Consider the following 18,833-nt stretch of genomic DNA (forward strand, 5'->3'; position numbering starts at 1 on the left):
GATGTGATTAAATAAACGCCATGTTCTTCGGTTTCCTTTGACCGCTGATTGTTGTTGGTGACGGTTTCGGCTGATATCCGACAAACAAGGAAAGTGACATGGCTACCTCTGAAAACGGGCTCTCCAGCCCCCAAAGTACCTCATGGTCTGACTTTTACACCAGCGTTAAAGCCAGCGGCTTTCATTTTGTTTTTGTGGTGCTGATCTGGGCGTTTTTCTTCGGCGTCGGCCAAATCCAGGACATGATCCAGCAAACCAATGGGTATGGTGTGGATGAGTTTGGTTATTCACTGCTGTACGTCTTTGCCAGTGTGTATTTTTCGCTGGTGGTGTGGCTTACGCTCCGACTTATTTTTGATATCAAAAGCTATGAAGTACAGCAGGGCGTTTGCGTTTCACTGCTGAGGTATATTCTGCATAAACATGAGGCGAGCCGGCAACATTATTATGCCGGCCGCTGGGGGATTCAGTTGCCACGCTATTTGTCGGCTATGCCACCACTGGGGGCTATTGTCTATGCCGTGTCGAGCGCGTTCTGGTGGGTTGCGTTGTTGGCCGTGTTAAGTACTTCGTTGGTACTCCTCTTTTTAGTTAAACGGCCTAAAGATTCCCATGCCTTGAGCACCCAAAGGTGGTTCTGGATCCTGCTCGGGCTGTTTGCGGTGAGTGCCTTTGGCGCAATCTTTTTTCAGTCTGTGTTTATTACGTTGTTTAATGGTTTGAATCTCATTTGGTGGGGGCTGGCCAGCATGTTGTTTGGCTTTGTGCTCACCGCGTACTTTATGTTTGATACGCTTAATTATGCTATTCGCCGCTTTGCCATTCAGTGGCTGAAACACGCCTTCAGCAAACCTTATCCGGTGCTAATTCCGATTATTCTGATCCCCTTCGTGGCCGGAATATTGCCCACTTCCGATAATCATCAGGTGCGATTTATGGCAGCGCCCAAGGGCACATTATTGTACCCGGTAGAATCACTGACGGTAGCCTTTGACAACTTTAAAAACAGTGATGCCAGCAAAATTCAGTTTATCGATGAGGTGAATAAAATCACCTATGTGCCGGTGTTTCTGGTGGGGTCCCAGGGCGGCGGACTGCGCGCTTCCTACTGGACTGTGCTGGCGTTAAACCGTCTGGAAAAACTGTTGCCGGGATTCAGTAATAATCTGTTTCTATTAAGCGGGGCGTCGGGCGGTTCGGTGGGCAATGCTTTTTACTTTGCCAGTAAACAGGTGTCATCACCGGGGACTGACTGCATACTGGAAGATCTGGACCCGTCCCTCAGTGCCGATCTCTCAGGGGCTGCTGATACCTGCTTTTTGAGTAACGCGGTGGGTAAAGACTACCTGTCGTCAGTGGCCACCTCATTTATGTTTAATGATTTGCTGTATTCCTTTCTTCCTGCTCCTATACCGGTTTACAAAAAAGATCGCGCCACCTACCTGGAACAGTCTTTTGAAAAGGGATTTGCCGAGGTGTACGGTAAGGTGGATGATGGAACGGGCGAGGCAGTTTCGACTTTGGGTTTAGGCTATAAAAGCTTTTACGGTAACGGCCAGTGGACGCCGTTATTGCTGGGCACATCCACCATACAGGAAACCGGGTTAATGTCGGTTTATGCCCCGTTTCCGATTAAAGGCGAGGTCTTTAATAACAAACTTGATACCAACTTATTTATTAACTCAGCAAAGCCGAAAGAGTGGGTCACCAGCAACACGGAACCGCCTGTGTTGGATATGCGTTTAAGCACAGTCGCGGTTAATTCAGCAAGGTTTCCTTACGTTACCCCCACCGGCACTCTAAACGTCGAAGCGCCTCGCGCTGAGAAGTTTCATACTGCCGACGCCGGATACTTCGATAACTACGGTGCGGCCACCTTACTGGATGTAATGGAGGAGTTACTGCCGCCGGTTGATATTAATACCCAAGAATGGCAAACCGTCTATGTACCCATTCCGGTGATCCTCAAAAATGACATTCTTATAGATAAATACCGTCAGCATAATTCCCGCAGCGTATTTGATATTAGTGAGCCGAATATCTCGGCCGGAACCCGCAGCATTTTTGGCCATGAATTGCTTAGCCCAATTCAGGCCCTTATTGAAATCAGGGGAGGGCTGGCAAATACCAAGCTGGCTGAATTGATTGCCTACCAGAAGCGCCATCCTAACGTTCAGGCCATGCTGGGGCTGCTGCAAAGCGATTCCGTGCTGGTCTCCATGTTGCCGGAAAACTCGCCGCTGATTGCCGTTTATTACCAAAAACTCAAAGACGAACCCGGTACTACCACTATTGAGCCGCCGTTAGGGTGGTGGCTGTCAAAAGAATCCAAAGAAGATATGTTGTGCCAGATTTTACTGTTTCCGAAGCAGGAGTACCGCGGTGACAGCCCTATCTGTAAAGCGATCGAAAAGCGACTTTAACACCAGTTATTCACCAGAAGGAAAACGGGCATGTCAGGCAGCTCAATATTCAGATTTAAGTGGTCTCTAGGCACCATCATTATTGTGTCAATCGTTGTGTTGTACTTTGCTTTTAAAATCAGTAACGCCATCGATAGTATTAAATACGCGCTTACGCCGCCTGAATTACCTGCCTACCAATCGTTGGAGACGGAGTTCCTTAACCCTTCGGGCTGGCAGGATAAGTCGTCCGAGTGGTTTCATCACGCTTCTCAGGGCACGGCGACCATTCCGGTTCCTTACGCGTGGCTGATTGCCCTGGAAGCGCCTAAATCCAACCCCTGGTGGTTGTTTTTTGGTGAGGAGCCGTTGTTAACCGGCGAGTACCTGTTACGCCATGGTTTTATTGCACAGTCGCCCTCGGCGTATAACCCGGAAGGCCTGCCGGTTGGGATCGCCAAAACCGAGAGTATTTATTTTGCAGGCATTAACCGTAAAGCTACGGCAGCCGGCTTTACCTGTGCTGCCTGCCACACCGGCCAGTTAACTTATAACAATAAACGATACGTGATTGATGGGGCACCTGCTTCCACCGATTTGGGGTTATTTACCCGGTCTTTGGGTGCGGCGCTGGGCCAAACGGTGTTATCTGGCAAGGTCAATATTCTCAACGGCCGCTTTGACCGGTTTGCCCGCCGGGTTTTGGGCAGCAACGACAACATTGTTACGCGCAATCAGCTTAAAGACGACCTCAATGCCACTATTGCACTGTTGGCAAAAAGTAGCGACACCATTGAGGTAACTGAAGGCTTTACACGCCTGGATGCCTTAAACCGGATAGGAAATCAGGTTTTCAATAAGGATATGTCGCGACCCGCCAATTACTCTCCTATTAATGCTCCGGTTAATTATCCGCATATCTGGACTACCTCCTGGTTTAACTGGGTGCAGTATGATGGCTCTATTATGCAGCCTTTAATTCGAAATGCCGGCGAGGCGCTGGGTGTGAGTGCTTATGTTGATACTACCGGACCGAAAAACCAGCGTTTTGCATCGTCGGTGAACTACCAAAGCCTGGTGGAGATGGAAGACTGGCTCGGTGGCACCAACCCGAAACTTAATGGCAACCAGTTTAATGGCCTGCGGGCGCCAGACTGGCCCGATAGCTTTCCGGCAATCGACATCGCTCGGGCGCAACAAGGCGAAAAGCTCTATCAGCGACTGTGTCAGGGGTGTCACTTACCGTCCGTCGACTCGGCGGCTTTCTGGGAAGACCGCTACTGGCAACCCATCCGCTACCAGTATCTCAACACCGAAATGTCCACCCAGGCACCTTATCTGACGTTGCATATTATTCCGTTGCAGCACATTGGCACCGATCCCGCCCAGGCCAGGGTACTGGAAACACGTACTGTCGATACTACCGGCTTAAATCTGGCAACCGAGGTTTGTACGCCGGTACAGGTTACTGCTGACGGGCCTGCAAAATTAGCCTATGTGCCGTTAAACGACAGCGCAACGGCAAATTTCGGGTTGGCACTGGGCGCATTTGTTGAACGTACAAATCAGCAGTGGTTTAAACAAAGCTACATTTCTAAACCGCGGCAAAGGCAAATGGAGGGCGCACGGCCAAATTGTTTGCAAGTGGGGGCGGGCTATAAAGCAAGGCCGCTCAATGGTATCTGGGCCACGGCGCCTTTTCTGCATAATGGGGCAGTGGCTACTATTTACGATCTACTGAGTACCGAGCGTCCCGACTTTGTGATGTTGGGGGGACAGCAGTTTGATGCCGAGAAACTGGGTGTGTTACAAAGTGAGTTGGTGAGTAATTTTACCGCTAAGTTTGCAACGGTTGAGCACGCCATGACGCCCGATTATCAGCATGGCTACTTTTTGCTGGATACCCGGCAGAGCGGGAATAAACAGAGCGGCCACTGGTTTGCCGACAAGGCGTCTGGCAAGCAGGGAATAGTAGGGCCCGAGCTGCAAGAAGAACAAAAGTATGCGCTGATAGAGTATCTTAAAACGCTCTAGCGCAGCGGTGTTGAATAAACCCGGTTTTAATTGCATCTAATGCTGGGGGAAATGAGTATTAACCGGTACATTATGTGGCAAGCGTATTTCAACAACGTTTGATTTCGTTAAAGTGTCATGACGGTGAGGAGCAGCGGTTGTCTTTGTTGTAATCAGAGGAGTGTGATGGGTAACTATCAGGCTTTCCTGCACAATATTGACAGAGTCTTAGCAGACTGAAATAAAATGACTATCCTTTAACGAGTATTTAAGGATAAATGTGGTGCAATGAGTTCACAGCCATCGCTTACAATTCAGCAAAACCTGACAATTCGGTTGTTGCGGGTACTTCGTTATAACAAGGCCCGTATCGAGCGGGCGCAGGCGTTATTGCCGCCAGAGCGCCGGCCGTTATTTCATGTCATTCCCTTTTTACTGCACGTAAATCATCCTGACCTGCCCGGCTTTGTGGAGGCGGAAGCTGAGCTGTTCTTTGGCCTGAATAACTTTAGTTTTCGTGACGAAATAAAAGACGCGTTGTTTACTGTTTTTCCTCAGCATCAAGACTTATTTGACGACATCAAGTCTGTCTGGCCCCGCCAGCGAGCCATCGATGCACTGGTATTAATGGGTAGCATTGGCACCATTGCCCAATCGGAAAAATCTGACTTTGATTACTGGGTTTGCGTGGATGGCAATAAGCTGAGCGGTGCCTCGCTGGATGCCATGCAGCGCAAATTAAGTGCTGTTGAAGACTGGGCGATGAGCTGCTACGACATTGAAGTGCATTTTTTCCTGTCGGATATAGAAAAAGTCCGCAACAACGATTTTGGTGTGGCTGAAGGTGAAAGCGCAGGGTCGGCGCAGGCGGTGTTCTTAAAATCGGAGTTTTATACTACCAATATCGTGGTGGCCGGCAAGGCGCCTTTCTGGTGGTTAACGCCCGATGCCACCACTGAGCAGCAGTATTATTCGCTGTTGAACGCACTGGAGGAGGGCGGCTCGCCGGATCCCAACTGGTTTATGGATCTGGGCCATCTCGACAAGCTTGATATCAAGGAGTTGTTTGGTGCCGCCATCTGGCAGTTGGGTAAAGCCATAGATTCGCCTTTTAAGTCTGTATTGAAAATGGCCAAGCTGGAGGTTTTTCTGGAAAACCTGGAGCACGAACAGCCATTGTGTAATCTGCTGAAAAAACGGGTACACCATGGTGATGATGCGCCAGGCAATGTGGCCAATATCGACCCCTATGCACTGATGTTTGATCAGCTGTTGAGTCATTACCAGGCGGTCAATGAGCCGGAAACCGTGTTGCTGTTGCAGCAGTGCCTTTATATTAAGTGTAACTGTCAGCTCAGTCAGCCCGTGGCAGAGAGTGATATTACCTTTAAACGGCGCATTATTGCTGGCTTAGTAAAAGAATGGGGCTGGACCAAAAGTCAGATCCGCCATCTGGATAATTCCCATAACTGGACGCTTACCGAATTAGTGCAGTTGAGCCGTAAAATTCACCGCTTTTTAATTTACTGCTACCGGCGAATGTCGGCCCAGTTACAAATGGATAATCAGTCGGTGAGCCGGGAAGATATGGCTGTTCTTGGTCGTCGTCTCGACACCTTTTATTCCAAGAAAGAGCATAAGCTGGAGTTTTTACGCATCGGTTTTGATGACAAGGTTTTTTGCCCGGTCATTACCATTAAACAGCATCGTCGTAAAAATGGTCAGCAGGTCTGGGCAGCCTATTATGACGATCAGCTCGGCGTGCTGGGTAAGAACCAGGAAAAAGCCCGGATCAGCGTAGCTGAGTCGCCGGTCCGACTGATTTTATGGTGTGTTTGTAACCGGGTTATAGACATTAGCACCACGGTATTACTCGATTATGATACCGATCCGGTGACCGACAGTGACATCCATGCCCTGATTAAGCATTTTGGCAATATCTTTGGGCCGGTGCGGGTTAATGCCATTCCACGGGAAGCCCTGTTAAGCCCGATGCAAATCAAAGCCTGTATGGCGGTGGTTAATTTCACCTCGAGCCGGCTTAAACCCTCGGTTGAAGAGGTAACCGTGATTTACACTACTACCTGGGGCGAAACGTATGTGGTCCCGGGGAAAGACTCACTGGATAAACTGTGGTTTGAGTTACAGGAGTCCGTTCCCCGCCCGCCTTGCTACATTTTTGTGCCGGAAAGTTCGCAGCGCAAACGGATTTATCAGGCTTTCATCGATGCCGCAGAGCAGGACTTTGAGTTGCTCAACTACTGGTAGTTGCGAGTGCAAAAAAAAGCTTACCCGGGCTTTAGCAATGCTGCCCGGGCTCACATATCGCTTTTATCACTGCGAAGTTAATTAACGGAAGTCAGGTGATCACGCACCAACTGGGTAAATTCGCGACTCGACTCCAGCGAAGGCACATGGCCGGTTTGTTTAAGCTCGGCAACAGGTTTGTTGAGTGCTTTACCCAGTGCGATAAGATCTGAAGTTGGGGTTGCCACATCATCTTCACCGGCAACCAGTAGAACCGGAATGTCGGTAGCTGTCAGCGACTCGCTCATATCCTGTTCCCCCAACCATGCACATAACAATCCGTAGGAATGATCGTCGGTATTGGCTAGCAGGGACGCCCACTGAGACAGCAGGTTAGGGTAACGTTCTGTACTTTGTGGGCTGAACCAACGGGTTACCAGGCCCGGAGCCAGTGTGCTCAGGCTTTCCTGCATCACTTTAGCCTGGCGGTCCAGCCAGCCTTCCCGGCTACCAATTTTCATACCCGTGTTAGTTAACGTGGCGCTAAGCAGGCGCTCGCTGGCCGACGCTAATAGCTGCTGGCCTAACATGCCGCCAATGGAGGTTCCCACAAAATGAAAGGTAGATATGCCCAGCTCATCACAAAGCTGCAGCAGATCATCAACCAGTCGCGAGTCTTTAAGGCTGGTGGTGTCAGCACTGTATGGTTTGCTCCCACCGTGACCGGCTAAGTCAAAGCGCAGAATACTGAAATTGGTGGTCAGGTCGGGCACCAGGTAATCCCACACATGCATATTCATGCCCAGGGGATGGGCTAATACCACCGTGGGTTTGGTTGGATTGTCGATAAACTGGTAGTGAATACCTTGTTTCGTTGATACTGGCATAACGATGTCCTAAACCCGTTTTAAAAGTGTGGCGATGCCCTGACCCACGCCAATGCACATACTGCATAACGCGTAATCGGCAGATGACTGTTCAAACTGCAGCGCCGCCGTTTGCAGTAAGCGTGCACCAGACATGCCCAGCGGATGGCCCAGAGCGATAGCGCCGCCGTTGGGGTTTACGCGACTGTCATCAGCGCTCAGTCCCAGCTCCTGCATACAACCAAGCGCTTGTGCGGCAAACGCTTCGTTTAGTTCTATTATGCCGATATCGTCAAGGCTTAGCTGCTGTTTAGCAAGTAATTTCTGCACTGCCGGTACCGGGCCAATGCCCATTACCGACGGTTCAACTCCGGCGGTGGCCATGCCTTTGATTTGCGCAACAGGCACCAGATTGTAGCGTTTCACCGCGCTTTCACTGGCGACCAGCATCGCCGCCGCACCATCGTTGATGCCCGAGGCATTCCCCGCGGTCACACTACCATTTTCCCGGAAGGGCGCTTTCAGTTTTGCCAGCGCTTCCAGCGTGGTTTGCGGGCGCAGGTGTTCATCTTTATCGATGATTACCGGATCGCCTTTTCGTGGCTGATAGCTTACCGGCGCGATTTCTTTAGCAAAACGCCCGGATTCCTGAGCGGCGGCGGCTTTTTGCTGTGACTGACTGGCAAACACATCCTGGGCCTCACGACTGATACCATAACGTTCTGCCACATTCTCTGCGGTTTCAGGCATCGTCTCGGTACCATATTGGTTTTTTAGTGCCGGGTTAATGAAGCGCCAGCCCATGGTGGTATCTTCCAGCTTCTGGCTGCGATCGTACGGCCCGCTGGATTTACCCATGACAAAAGGCGCCCGGGACATGGATTCAACACCACCGGCTAAAATCAGATCGGCATCGCCCGTCACAATACTGCGATAAGCCAGGCCTACGGCATCCATGCCGGAACCGCACAGGCGGTTAATGGTTGTGGCTGGTACCGAATGGGGCAGTCCGGCCAGCAGTGTAGCCATTCTGGCTACGTTACGGTTATCCTCACCGGCCTGGTTGGCACAACCAAAAAAGGCATCATCAATGGCGTCAGCAGGCAGGTCCGGGCACTGTACCAGTACCGCCTTAATAACCTGGGCTAACAGATCATCGGGTCGAATCGGTGCCAGTGCGCCGCCATAGCGACCAATTGCTGAACGTCTTGGATGACAAAGATATACATTCATTACGCGCTCTCCGTTTTATTGTGAGCTTCGGCGGTAACCCGTTTAAGTTCCCGCAATACTTCAATTTCTCGTTGGCCCGGCAGATCGGTAGTTTGCAAGGTATCGGCAAAACGTACGTCCCAGCCGGTTGCCTCGGTGACCTGTTCTCTGGTTACGCCAGGATGCAAACTCACCACAATCAGCTCGTTGGTTTCAGGCTCCGGGCGCAGAATACATAAGTCAGTGATCACCATAACCGGCCCTTTGCCGATGGTGTTTCTGCCTCGTCGCGCCTGGCCATCACGGCCAAAGCCCAGCGTGGTGACAAAGTCCACGTCTTTCACAAAGGTTCGTACCGAATGTTTAAGGGTGACAATCACCTCTTTTGCATTGGTCGATATTTCCGGTGCGCCACCGCCACCCGGCAAGCGTACTTTCGGATTAGCATAACTGTGCGCGCCGTCGGCACCGTCGGCCGGGTGATTCGCTGCGATAACAGTGGTATTGAGGTTGGCGTAACGGTCAATTTGCGCCGTGCCTAAAAAGCCAACATCAATATGGCCACCTTGCAGCCAGTAACGAAACATTTCCGGCACAGAAACGGTGGTTAAGGCCGATTCACACAGCTCACCGTCACCAATGGATAAAGGCAGTACGCGGGGTTTGGTTTCAATTGTGCCTGACTCGTAAATTAAGGTGATGTCCGGTGCGTGGGTCAGCCGCGCCAGGTTGGCCGCCTCGCTGGGCAGGCCAATGCCAACAAAGCAGGTCGAGCCGTTATGCAGCGCACGGGCGGCGGTAATGGTCATCATTTCAGCGGCGCTATATTGCTCTGTACTCATAGTGCGTCTCCGTTAAATATTTGTTCATCCAGCCATTTGTTAAAGCTTTCGCGGCTACGGCTAATGCCGTCCCACTCTTTGTAATAGCTGTTATTGCGCGGATAGTAGCCCTGGGCATAAGACGGGGATGCGCCGCCGGGAACGGTGGCAATGGCATCGACTGACCAGGCAGGCAGAACGCAGCTGTTCGGGCTGGCGCCTAGGTCATCAACAATTTCTTCAACGGTGACAATGCAGTGGCGGGAAGACAGCGCTACTTCTTTTTGTACGCCAACAATACCTTCCAGCAGCACGTTGCCAGCTTTGTCGGCTTTTTGCGCATGGATGATGCCGATATCCGGCTTGATGGCCGGTACTGCCGCGAGCTCTTCGCCGGTGAACGGGCAAAAAATTGCTTTAATGTTCGGGTTGACGTCTTTTAAGTCGCTGCCGACATAACCACGAAATACCGCCATGGGCAGGCCTGAAGCGCCGGCCTCGTAGGCGTTAGCCATTGCTGCATGGCTGTGCTCCTCAATCTCAAGAGGACGGGGGTAGCTGTGTTCAATGGCATCGCGAACACGGTGCAACGAGCCCACACCCGGGTTGCCGCCCCAGGAAAATACCAGCTTACTGACACATCCTGCGCCAACCAGCTGATCGTAAATCAGATCCGGGGTCATGCGGATAAGGGTCAGATTGCGGCGTTGCTGACGAATGATCTCGTGGCCTGCAACAAAAGGGATTAAATGAGTAAAGCCTTCAAGTGCAATGGTATGCCCGTCGCGCACACCATCTGCAATGGCTTGTGAAAGAGTAGTAAAAACTGCCATAATAAAAGTTCGCTATACGAATTAAAATTCACAATGCAAACAAAATAAATGATCTGTTCCGTGCTGGTCAAGAATAAATTGTTAAAAAAATGCGCAGCGCGGGGGCTTTTTCCGATTATGTGGCTGAAAAAAATAGAGAACTGGTACTTAACAGCGGAATAAGAAATAATTGCGCAGACAAAAATGAGAATGACACCATGAGTGATGACAAAATCCTCCCTGATCACAGGGATTATATAAGCGCCCTGGCAACCGGACTGGAAGTACTGGCGGCTTTCGACGCCGAGCATCAGCAGATGACACTGACCCAGGTTGCCGAGCGGATGAACATCGACCGCGCCAAGGCGCGTCGCTTTCTACTCACGCTGCATGCCCTGGGCTTTATCCGCCGCGACGGCAGGGTGTTTGCGCTCACTCCTAAAGTACTGACGCTGGGGCAGGCGTATACCGCCAGCAATAACTATCTGGCCGTGGTGGAGCATTACCTGAAAGACATCACGCTGAGTCTTGGCGAGTCTGCGTCGCTGGGAAAACTCGACGGCCAGTACGTGGTTTATGTTGCCCGTTCGCCAGCCTCACACCGGCTGATGTCAATTAACATCACCACCGGCACTCGCTTGCCTGCGCCTTATACCTCCATGGGACGGGTACTGGCGGCCTGGCTCGACAGTGCGGAGCAAAAAGTCTGGCTCAGTGAAGCACAGCTGACAGCCCATACCCGCCGCAGTGTTACCACCCCTGAAGCACTCAAAGAGGTGTTAGATGTCACTCGCGAGCAGGGCTACAACATTGTTGATCAGGAACTGGAAGAGGGACTGCGCTCAGTAGCGGTGCCGGTGTTCAGCGGCAAGGACGGTTTGATTGGGGCAATGAACGTGAGTACCAATGCCTCGCGGGTCAGTCTTGAAACCCTGACTAACGAGTGCTTACCGGTATTGCAGCAGGCGGCACAGAATATTCGCGCCGATACCCGCTAAGTAAATTTATACACAATAACAAACACTCGCCCGGCTACTCTGTGTACCGGGCAGACCCTGTGATATCAGGGGTATTTTCCATCGATGCGGTTTTGCACTAACTCATTCACAATGGTCATGGCGGCGGTCATCATTTCATCTGATGCCTCGGCCCGCTGACTGCAGATCACCGGGCTGGTAATGCCTTCTTCTTCTAAAGAAACAAACGCAACGCCGTCGCGATTCATTCGCTTTACCTGCTCCGGCACCAGGGTAAAGCCCATTTCTGAGGCAACCAGGCCGAGCGCGGTCTGAATATCATTTACCTGTTGAGCAACCTTTACTTTTAGTCCCCGGCTGGTGAACAGATCGCGGCAGATATTGGCAAAGGTCGGCGGCGGGCCTGCCGGATAAAGTATCAGTGGCAGCTCGGCAAGTTGCGCCATCGACAACCTTGAGCCGGCCAGAGGATGATTGATAGGTAAAGCCGCCAGCATAGGCTCACGAAACAGTAACGTTTGCGTAACATCCTCATCGGCACTGGGCATTAGCACCCGGCCAAAACCGATGTCCAGTCTGCCAGCCTTTAGCGCCTCTACCTGCTCGCCGGTTTTCAGTTCGTGCAGTTCAACCTCGGCCCGGGTGGTTTGTCGCAGCCGTCTGATCAGCAGCGGTAACTGACCATAAAATACCGACGGCACGAAGCCAATTCGAAACAGGCGTTTCTCGCCGGTATGAATACGCTGGGTTTCCTCAATGCTTGATTCTAACTTTTCGAGTATTAGTTGGGCCTGCTTCCAAAAGTGTTCACCTGCCTTGGTGAGCGTGATCCCGCGAGCCTGGCGCTCAAATAAATCAACGCCCATTTCCTCTTCTAACTGCTTGATCTGCCTTGTTAATGGCGGTTGGGCCATAAACAGTTTCTCGGCTGCACGAGTCATATTTTTTGCTTCTGCAACGGCACAGAAGTAACGCAGGTGTCGTAACTCCACCATACCTCCCGGGTATCAGTCCCAACTAAATCAATATTGGTTGTTAATAAAAAATGCAGGTAGGTTTACATCCAGATATTTTATGGCAACACAAATTTAACAAGCGAAATGATAACACAAATTCAAACTTACATCGTCGATATTCCAACGATACGACCGCACAAGTTGTCGATGACTTCCATGGCTGTGCAATCCATGGTGATTGTCCGCATCACCGACAGCGAAGGCCGTCAGGGCATTGGCGAAGGCACCACCATTGGTGGTTTGGCTTACGGGCCCGAGAGCCCGGAAAGTATCAAAACCAACATCGACAGTTACTTCGCGCCTTACCTTAAAGGTAAGTCTGCCGACAATTCCAGAGCGCTGATGAACCAGTTGAATACGCTGTTTCGTGGCAATGGTCTGGCTAAATCGGCGGTGCAAACTGCGCTGCTCGATTTACGCGGTCAGCAACTTGGCGTACCGGTTTCAAGCCTGCTCGGCGGTGCCTGTCATGACCACTTACCGTGCTTGTGGGTGCTGGCGTCGGGTAATACCGACAAAGACATTTACGAAGCCAAGAAGATGATTGCTGAGCGTCGCCACAACATTTTCAAACTCAAAATTGGCTCGCGCAGTGTGGGTGACGATGTCGCTCACGTTGCCGCCATCAAAGCCGCTTTAGGTGACTCGGTCAGTATCCGTGTAGATGTCAATCAGGCGTGGACAGAGTCGCAAGCTGCGCTGGGGATGGCAGCACTGCAGGAAGCCGGTATCGATTGGGTAGAACAGCCTACGCCGGCAAAAGATTACGCCAGCCTGGTAAGACTGGCGAACAAATTCAATATTGGCGTGATGGCTGATGAATCGGTAGCCGACAGCGCCGATTGCTTCGATTTGGCAGCCCGCGGCTTCACCGGTTCGGTGGCGCTGAAAATAGGCAAAGCCGGTGGCTTATTTGGTGCGCTGGATGCGGCGGCAGTGTGTTCTGCAGCGGGTGTAGGACTGTACGGCGGCACCTTACTTGAAGGCACCATTGGTACCGTAGCCGCGCTGCATGCGTGGTCGACCCTGCCAGTCATCGAAGCCAGCACAGAAATGTTCGGCCCGTTATTACAGCGCGACGACATTGTAAAAACTCCTCTTAATTATCATGAATTTGGCGTTGATATTCCTGTCACTCCGGGGCTCGGAGTGGAGCTTGACGAAGACAAGCTGCGCGAATACGCCCGCAAAAACTAATAAGGATTAAGCATGCTATTTAAAGTTGAAATGACCGTAAACCCGCCGTCTCACCTGAGCGAAGAGGAATTCAACGCGATCAAACTCAAGGAAAAAAACTATGCAGAGGAACTGCAGCGCGAAGGGATTTGGGTACACCTTTGGCGGGTTGCCGGCTTATACGCAAATGTCAGCATTTTTGAGGTGCGAGATAACCAGCATCTGCACGATGTGCTGATGGCGTTACCGCTGTACCCCTACATGAACGTTTCGGTGACACCGCTGTGTCAGCATCCGTCATCAATTAAATAAACAATAACAGGCAAGCAATACCGCAGCCGGTAGTTCGGAGATAACGACTATGACTAAAACTAATACCTTAAACACCGATCACGTACAAAAACTGCTCGAACGAGCAGCTGGTTTAGACAAAGAAGGTGGCAACCCACGGGCTAAACAGATAATGCACCGGTTCTTAACCGATGTGTACCGCATGATTGAAGATCTTGATATTACTCAGGAAGAGTTTTGGCAAGGCGTTAATTATCTTAACGAACTGGGCGCTAACGGCGAAGCTGTGTTACTGGCACCGGGTCTGGGCTTCGACCATTTCCTGGATGTTCGTGAAGACGCTAAAGACGCGGCAGCCGGCGAACTGGGCGGCACACCTCGTACCATCGAAGGGCCGCTGTACGTTGAAGGCGCACCGTTAACCGAAGGCGAAGCGCGCATGGACGACGGTCAGTCACCAGGTCAGGAAATGTGGCTGCACGGTCAGGTACTTGATGAAAACGGCCAACCGGTAGCGGGCGCCATCGTGGATATCTGGCATGCCGATGTCAAAGGAGCGTACTCCCATTTTGACCCGTCGCAGAGCGAGTTCAATCTGCGCCGCCGGATCAGCACCGACGCTGAAGGCCGCTATCGTGCCAAGAGTATCGTTCCCAGCGGTTACGGCTGTCCTCCGGGCGGTTCTACCATGAAAGTGCTGGAGTCACTGGGGCGTCACGGCAACCGTCCTGCCCATATCCATTACTTTGTGTCGAAGCCGGGCTTTAAACACCTGACGACCCAAATCAACCTGGCCGGTGATGAATACACCTACGACGATTTTGCCTTTGCCACCCGCGACGAGCTGGTAGTGGAAGCTACTACAGTGGCCGACAGTGAGAACATAAAAGCGTTGGGCTTTAGCGACAACTACCTGGACGTGGAATTCAACATTTCACTGGTAGCGACCAGCGACGATGACAGGCAATCCAAGCACGCTCGTGCCCGTGCAGCAGCGGAGCAGGCTTAAGCCTGCTCGCATTCAGGGGAATCAATATGACAAAGTTAGATCAACTGGAGCAGCGCTTACGCGGTGCTGTTGAAGTCGACGAGGCCAAAGGCCACTACCGTTGCGATCGGAGTATTTTTACCGATCAGGAGCTGTTTGATTTAGAGCTCAAACATATCTTTGAAGGCAACTGGGTATTTCTGGCCCACGAGAGTCAGATCCCACAAGTGGGCGACTATTTTACCACCAGTATCGGTCGTCAGCCGGTGGTCATCACCCGCAATAAAGACGGTGAGCTGAACGCTATCCTGAATACCTGCTCTCACCGTGGGGCTACCTTGTGTCGCCGTAAACGTGGTAACAAAACCTCGTTTACCTGCCCGTTCCACGGCTGGACATTTAATAACTCAGGTAAATTACTCAAAGCCCGCGACCAGAAAAAAGGCGGCTATCCGGAAACCTTTAACACCGACGGTTCCCATGATCTGAAACACGTAGCGCGTTTTGAGTCGTACCGTGGTTTCCTGTTTGGCAGCTTAAATGCCGACGTCTTACCGCTGGAAACTTACCTGGGCGAAACCACCAAAGTCATCGATAACATTGTTGACCAGGATCCGGAAGGTATCGAAGTACTGCGCGGTACTTCCTCTTACACCTATGAGGGTAACTGGAAACTGACTGCCGAAAATGGTGCCGATGGCTACCACGTAGGCACGGTTCACTGGAACTACCTGTCGACCATGAGCCACCGTAATTATGACGAAGGTGGAACTGAAGCGGTTGATGCCAAAAGCTGGTCTGGCGAAGGTGGCTTTTACTCCTTTGAGAATGGCCACATGATGCTTTGGACACGCCTGACTAACCCGTCGGCTCGTCCGGTATTCAGTGAGTTTGAGCGACTGATTGGTGAAGTGGGTGAAGCCCGCGCCGACACCATTGTGAACCAGACCCGTAACCTGTGTCTGTATCCCAATGTGTATATCATGGATCAGTTCTCCACTCAGATCCGGGTATTGCGACCTATCTCGGTAAACAAAACCGAAGTGACGATTTACTGCTTTGCACCTAAGAGCGAATCGGCCGAAAACCGCCAGAAGCGTCTGCGTCAGTACGAAGACTTCTTTAATGTGTCGGGCATGGGGACGCCAGACGACCTTGAAGAGTTCCGTGGTTGTCAGCAGGGCTACGAAGCCCGCGCGATGCGCTGGAACGATATGAGCCGTGGCGCTGCGCATTGGCTGAATGGCCCTGATAAGTATGCTGAATCGGTTGGCATGGACACCGTGGCTAGCGGGATTAAGCCGGAAGATGAAGGTCTGTATGTGCATCACCATCAGCATTGGGTAAACGAAATGCTGTCTGCCATTGAGCAGGAAAAAGCCAATCAGATCCCCGTTGTGCAGAAAGACTAAGAGGCAGTAATCATGACTTATCAGGAAATACAGGCATTTATTTTTCGTGAAGCGCGTTTGCTCGACGATCGTCAATGGGATGAGTGGTTAAGCTGTTATCACCCTAAGTGTGAATACTGGATGCCAGCCTGGGATGACGACGATCAGCTGACCGCTGATCCGCATAAAGAGATCTCGCTGATCTACTATCCGAATCGCAATGGTCTGGAAGATCGGGTGTATCGCATTAAGACAGAGCGCTCCGGTGCAAGTATGCCAGAGCCACGAACTACCCATCAGAACTCGAACCTGGAGATCTTAAGTCACCAGGGCGATGTGATGGAAATTCGCTACAACTTTAATACCCTGAGCCATCGTTATCGCGAGACCTCGCAGTTTTTTGGTACCGCGCACTGTACGCTGGATGTAAGCGGTGAATCACCGGTAATCACGCGCAAGAAAATCGTTCTGAACAACGATTACATCAATCAGGTTATCGACGTTTATCACCTGTAAAGGCGGGAGTATTACTATGTCTTTTAAAGTCGCACTTAATTTTGAAGACGGGGTTACCCGGGTCATCGATTGCAACGATGGCGAGACCGTACTGGATGCCGCTTACCGGCATCAGGTGAAGTTGCCAATGGATTGCTCCGATGGCGTTTGCGGCACGTGCAAAGGCACGTGTCGGCAGGGCAAGTATGACCTGGGCGATGAGTATATCGACGAGGCGCTGACCGACGATGAAGCTGAAGACGGCATTATTCTGACCTGTCAGATGTTGCCGGAGTCGGATGTGGTGGTCAATATCCCGGCGGCGTCTTCGCTGTGTGCATCCGGCCCGCAGGCTATCACCAGCACCGTTACTGGTGTCCAGGCACTGTCGGATACCACCATTGAGCTGAATGTGAAGCTGTCTGAACCCCTGGCGTTTTTGCCAGGGCAGTACATAAACCTTGGCTTCCCGGGCGATAACGACTCGCGCGCTTACTCGTTCAGCTCGTTACCAGGCAGTGCTGAGGCAAGCTTTCTGATCCGCAATGTACCGGGCGGCAAAATGAGCAGCTACCTGAGTAATACTGCGGTTGAAGGTGACGAACTGCCGGTGACCGGTCCCCTAGGCAGCTTTTATCTGCGCGCGGTTGAACGGCCGGTACTGATGCTGGCCGGTGGTACCGGTCTGGCGCCCATCTTATCTATGCTGGAATACATGCAGGCCGAGGGTCTTCAGCAGCCGGTATTTTTACTGTACGGCGTAACTAATGTCAGCGATCTGGTCAAACTGGATGCGCTGGAAGCCTTTGCCGAGACCATACCGCAGTTCAGCTATGCTACGGTTGTGGTAAACAGCGAAAGCGGCCATGAACGTCAGGGCTTCGTGACTGACCACATGGATGCAGTGCCCTTTGCCCTGGTCGAAGCGGATACTTATTTATGTGGTCCGCCGCCGATGGTGGATGCCGTACGTCAGTATTTTAAAGACTCAGGCACCGAGCCGCATTCATTTCACTATGAAAAATTTAATCCCAGCACGCCGAAAGAGGAAGCGGCATGAGTCATCGTTTTGATGATCAGGTGCTGGTGGTTACCGGCGCAGGTCAGGGGATTGGCCTGCGCGTGGCACAGCGCGCGGCTAGCGAGGGTGCTAAACTGGCGCTGGTCGACCGGGCAGAGCATATCCACGATATCGCCGCCGAGCTGGTGAAATCCGGCTGTGACGCCATTGCTATTAACGCAGATCTGGAAACCTACGAGGGTGCAGTAAATGCCATGGATGCCGCGCTGCAGCATTTTGGCCGCATAGATAAGCTAATCAATAATGTGGGCGGGACTATCTGGGCAAAACCTTATGCGCACTACGAGCCGCAGGAAATTGAAAAGGAAGTGCGTCGTTCGCTATTCCCAACCCTGTGGTGTTGCCGGGCGGCTCTGCCCGCGATGCTGGAGGGCGGCAGTGGCGCAATCGTCAATGTGTCTTCAGTGGCAACCCGTGGTGTCAATCGTGTACCTTATGCGGCGGCCAAAGGCGGCGTGAATGCTTTAACGGTGTCGCTGGCGTTTGAGTACGCTGAATATAACATTCGCGTGAATGCTACGGCGCCCGGCGGTACAGAAGCGCCGCAGCGCATTGTACCGCGCAACGAAAGCAGCCAGTCGGACGAAGAGAAGGTGTGGTATCAGCAAATTGTTGACCAAACCAAAGACACCAGTTTTATGGGCCGTTACGGCACACTGGATGAACAGGCTTCGGCTATTTTGTATCTGGCCAGTGATGAGGCGAGCTATATTACTGGTACGATCCTGCCTGTGGCGGGAGGCGATTGCGGCTAGTGGCCGTGAGCTGTCTTCGATTTTTTACATAACCTAAAATGCTGCGGATAAATCATGCTCTCTGGTTTCCGCAGCATTTTTTTGGGGGTCTTAATATGCAACCAACACGCTACCGAATCTCCCTGCCTGGTATGGGGGACTGGTCACTGTCTGCGGCCGTGGCCGGTATACTGGCTTCGACCATGGGCTATGCCGGGCCGTTAGTGATCTTGTTTCAGGTTGCCGATGCGGCCGGGTTAAGCGATGCGGTGCTGATCTCCTGGATTTGGGGCATGTCGATTGCCAGCGGT

General features: G+C 51.8%; 17 protein-coding genes. 12 read left to right on the top strand and 5 right to left on the bottom strand.

Features of this window, described 5'->3' with window-relative positions; translation table 11 throughout:
* Positions 1–98 precede the first annotated feature (98 nt).
* The 3 genes from AC27IB_RS17335 to AC27IB_RS17345 all read left to right on the top strand — a co-directional run bounded on the left by AC27IB_RS17335 (position 99) and on the right by AC27IB_RS17345 (position 6,683).
* Positions 99–2,423, top strand: coding sequence for a hypothetical protein (locus AC27IB_RS17335; protein WP_487122499.1), 2,325 nt, complete (start codon positions 99–101; stop codon positions 2,421–2,423).
* Between the two features lie 30 nt (positions 2,424–2,453).
* The gene (locus AC27IB_RS17340) at positions 2,454–4,436 is read left to right on the top strand and encodes a di-heme-cytochrome C peroxidase (protein WP_487122501.1); all 1,983 of its coding nucleotides are present in this window, start codon (positions 2,454–2,456) and stop codon (positions 4,434–4,436) included.
* Positions 4,437–4,703: 267 nt separating this feature from the next.
* Positions 4,704–6,683, top strand: coding sequence for a class I adenylate cyclase domain-containing protein (locus tag AC27IB_RS17345; protein ID WP_487122503.1), 1,980 nt, complete (start codon positions 4,704–4,706; stop codon positions 6,681–6,683).
* A 77-nt stretch (positions 6,684–6,760) separates the two neighbouring features.
* On the opposite strand, the gene AC27IB_RS17350 is transcribed toward AC27IB_RS17345, so the two are convergent.
* Genes AC27IB_RS17350 through AC27IB_RS17365 form a run of 4 tightly spaced genes read right to left on the bottom strand, consistent with a single transcriptional unit; the run spans position 6,761 to position 10,394 of the window.
* The gene (locus tag AC27IB_RS17350) at positions 6,761–7,549 is read right to left on the bottom strand and encodes an alpha/beta fold hydrolase (protein WP_487122505.1); all 789 of its coding nucleotides are present in this window, start codon (positions 7,547–7,549) and stop codon (positions 6,761–6,763) included.
* 9 nt (positions 7,550–7,558) lie between these two features.
* Positions 7,559–8,761: a 3-oxoadipyl-CoA thiolase gene (gene pcaF / locus AC27IB_RS17355; RefSeq protein WP_487122507.1), complete on the bottom strand. Its 1,203-nt coding sequence runs from the start codon at positions 8,759–8,761 to the stop codon at positions 7,559–7,561.
* Positions 8,761–9,582 (bottom strand): CoA-transferase subunit beta, encoded by an 822-nt coding sequence (locus AC27IB_RS17360; protein ID WP_487122509.1) that lies wholly within the window; start codon positions 9,580–9,582, stop codon positions 8,761–8,763. The genes pcaF and AC27IB_RS17360 overlap by 1 nt, the downstream gene beginning before the upstream one ends.
* Entirely contained in the window at positions 9,579–10,394 is an 816-nt protein-coding gene (locus AC27IB_RS17365; protein ID WP_487122511.1) for a CoA transferase subunit A, read from the bottom strand. Before AC27IB_RS17365 ends, AC27IB_RS17360 begins: the two co-directional genes overlap by 4 nt.
* Positions 10,395–10,591: 197 nt before the next feature.
* Here AC27IB_RS17365 and AC27IB_RS17370 point away from each other — a divergent pair, with 197 nt between their 5' ends.
* Positions 10,592–11,371 carry an IclR family transcriptional regulator domain-containing protein gene (locus tag AC27IB_RS17370; protein ID WP_487122513.1) on the top strand — a complete coding sequence of 260 codons (780 nt, stop codon included), beginning with the start codon at positions 10,592–10,594 and terminating at the stop codon, positions 11,369–11,371.
* Between the two features lie 65 nt (positions 11,372–11,436).
* On the opposite strand, the gene AC27IB_RS17375 is transcribed toward AC27IB_RS17370, so the two are convergent.
* Positions 11,437–12,345, bottom strand: coding sequence for a LysR family transcriptional regulator (locus tag AC27IB_RS17375; RefSeq protein ID WP_487122515.1), 909 nt, complete (start codon positions 12,343–12,345; stop codon positions 11,437–11,439).
* Positions 12,346–12,450: 105 nt separating this feature from the next.
* Between AC27IB_RS17375 and AC27IB_RS17380 the strand changes: the two genes are divergently transcribed.
* The 8 genes from AC27IB_RS17380 to AC27IB_RS17415 all read left to right on the top strand — a co-directional run.
* A complete protein-coding gene (locus AC27IB_RS17380; RefSeq protein ID WP_487122517.1) occupies positions 12,451–13,563 on the top strand; it encodes a muconate/chloromuconate family cycloisomerase in 1,113 nt (370 codons plus the stop codon).
* A gap of 12 nt (positions 13,564–13,575) precedes the next feature.
* Positions 13,576–13,854, top strand: coding sequence for a muconolactone Delta-isomerase (catC, locus tag AC27IB_RS17385; protein WP_123326132.1), 279 nt, complete (start codon positions 13,576–13,578; stop codon positions 13,852–13,854).
* A gap of 49 nt (positions 13,855–13,903) precedes the next feature.
* Complete coding sequence (gene catA, locus AC27IB_RS17390) at positions 13,904–14,842, top strand: catechol 1,2-dioxygenase (RefSeq protein ID WP_487122519.1); 939 nt, start codon at positions 13,904–13,906, stop codon at positions 14,840–14,842.
* 26 nt (positions 14,843–14,868) lie between these two features.
* Entirely contained in the window at positions 14,869–16,233 is a 1,365-nt protein-coding gene (locus AC27IB_RS17395) for an SRPBCC family protein (RefSeq protein WP_487122521.1), read from the top strand.
* Positions 16,234–16,245: 12 nt separating this feature from the next.
* The gene (benB, locus tag AC27IB_RS17400; protein ID WP_487122523.1) at positions 16,246–16,728 is read left to right on the top strand and encodes a benzoate 1,2-dioxygenase small subunit; all 483 of its coding nucleotides are present in this window, start codon (positions 16,246–16,248) and stop codon (positions 16,726–16,728) included.
* Between the two features lie 16 nt (positions 16,729–16,744).
* Complete coding sequence (gene benC / locus AC27IB_RS17405) at positions 16,745–17,767, top strand: benzoate 1,2-dioxygenase electron transfer component BenC (protein WP_487122525.1); 1,023 nt, start codon at positions 16,745–16,747, stop codon at positions 17,765–17,767.
* Positions 17,764–18,543, top strand: coding sequence for a 1,6-dihydroxycyclohexa-2,4-diene-1-carboxylate dehydrogenase (locus AC27IB_RS17410; protein ID WP_487122527.1), 780 nt, complete (start codon positions 17,764–17,766; stop codon positions 18,541–18,543). Before benC ends, AC27IB_RS17410 begins: the two co-directional genes overlap by 4 nt.
* Positions 18,544–18,638: 95 nt before the next feature.
* Positions 18,639–18,833 (top strand): benzoate/H(+) symporter BenE family transporter (locus tag AC27IB_RS17415; protein ID WP_487122529.1); only part of this gene is annotated, 195 nt, incomplete at its 3' end.

Source organism: Alteromonas sp. 4NH20-0104 (assembly GCF_057547795.1).

What these genes read in the sequence shown, in the direction of transcription:
- AC27IB_RS17345 (WP_487122503.1), top strand. Translation starts at nt 4,704, where the DNA reads ATGAGTTCACAGCCATCGCTTACAATTCAGCAAAACCTGACAATTCGG.
- AC27IB_RS17340 (WP_487122501.1), top strand. Translation starts at nt 2,454, where the DNA reads ATGTCAGGCAGCTCAATATTCAGATTTAAGTGGTCTCTAGGCACCATC.
- AC27IB_RS17360 (WP_487122509.1), bottom strand. Translation starts at nt 9,582, where the DNA reads ATGAGTACAGAGCAATATAGCGCCGCTGAAATGATGACCATTACCGCC.
- catA (WP_487122519.1), top strand. Translation starts at nt 13,904, where the DNA reads ATGACTAAAACTAATACCTTAAACACCGATCACGTACAAAAACTGCTC.
- AC27IB_RS17370 (WP_487122513.1), top strand. Translation starts at nt 10,592, where the DNA reads ATGAGTGATGACAAAATCCTCCCTGATCACAGGGATTATATAAGCGCC.
- AC27IB_RS17380 (WP_487122517.1), top strand. Translation starts at nt 12,451, where the DNA reads ATGATAACACAAATTCAAACTTACATCGTCGATATTCCAACGATACGA.
- AC27IB_RS17350 (WP_487122505.1), bottom strand. Translation starts at nt 7,549, where the DNA reads ATGCCAGTATCAACGAAACAAGGTATTCACTACCAGTTTATCGACAAT.
- pcaF (WP_487122507.1), bottom strand. Translation starts at nt 8,761, where the DNA reads ATGAATGTATATCTTTGTCATCCAAGACGTTCAGCAATTGGTCGCTAT.
- AC27IB_RS17335 (WP_487122499.1), top strand. Translation starts at nt 99, where the DNA reads ATGGCTACCTCTGAAAACGGGCTCTCCAGCCCCCAAAGTACCTCATGG.
- AC27IB_RS17375 (WP_487122515.1), bottom strand. Translation starts at nt 12,345, where the DNA reads ATGGTGGAGTTACGACACCTGCGTTACTTCTGTGCCGTTGCAGAAGCA.
- benC (WP_487122525.1), top strand. Translation starts at nt 16,745, where the DNA reads ATGTCTTTTAAAGTCGCACTTAATTTTGAAGACGGGGTTACCCGGGTC.
- AC27IB_RS17410 (WP_487122527.1), top strand. Translation starts at nt 17,764, where the DNA reads ATGAGTCATCGTTTTGATGATCAGGTGCTGGTGGTTACCGGCGCAGGT.
- benB (WP_487122523.1), top strand. Translation starts at nt 16,246, where the DNA reads ATGACTTATCAGGAAATACAGGCATTTATTTTTCGTGAAGCGCGTTTG.
- AC27IB_RS17395 (WP_487122521.1), top strand. Translation starts at nt 14,869, where the DNA reads ATGACAAAGTTAGATCAACTGGAGCAGCGCTTACGCGGTGCTGTTGAA.
- AC27IB_RS17365 (WP_487122511.1), bottom strand. Translation starts at nt 10,394, where the DNA reads ATGGCAGTTTTTACTACTCTTTCACAAGCCATTGCAGATGGTGTGCGC.
- catC (WP_123326132.1), top strand. Translation starts at nt 13,576, where the DNA reads ATGCTATTTAAAGTTGAAATGACCGTAAACCCGCCGTCTCACCTGAGC.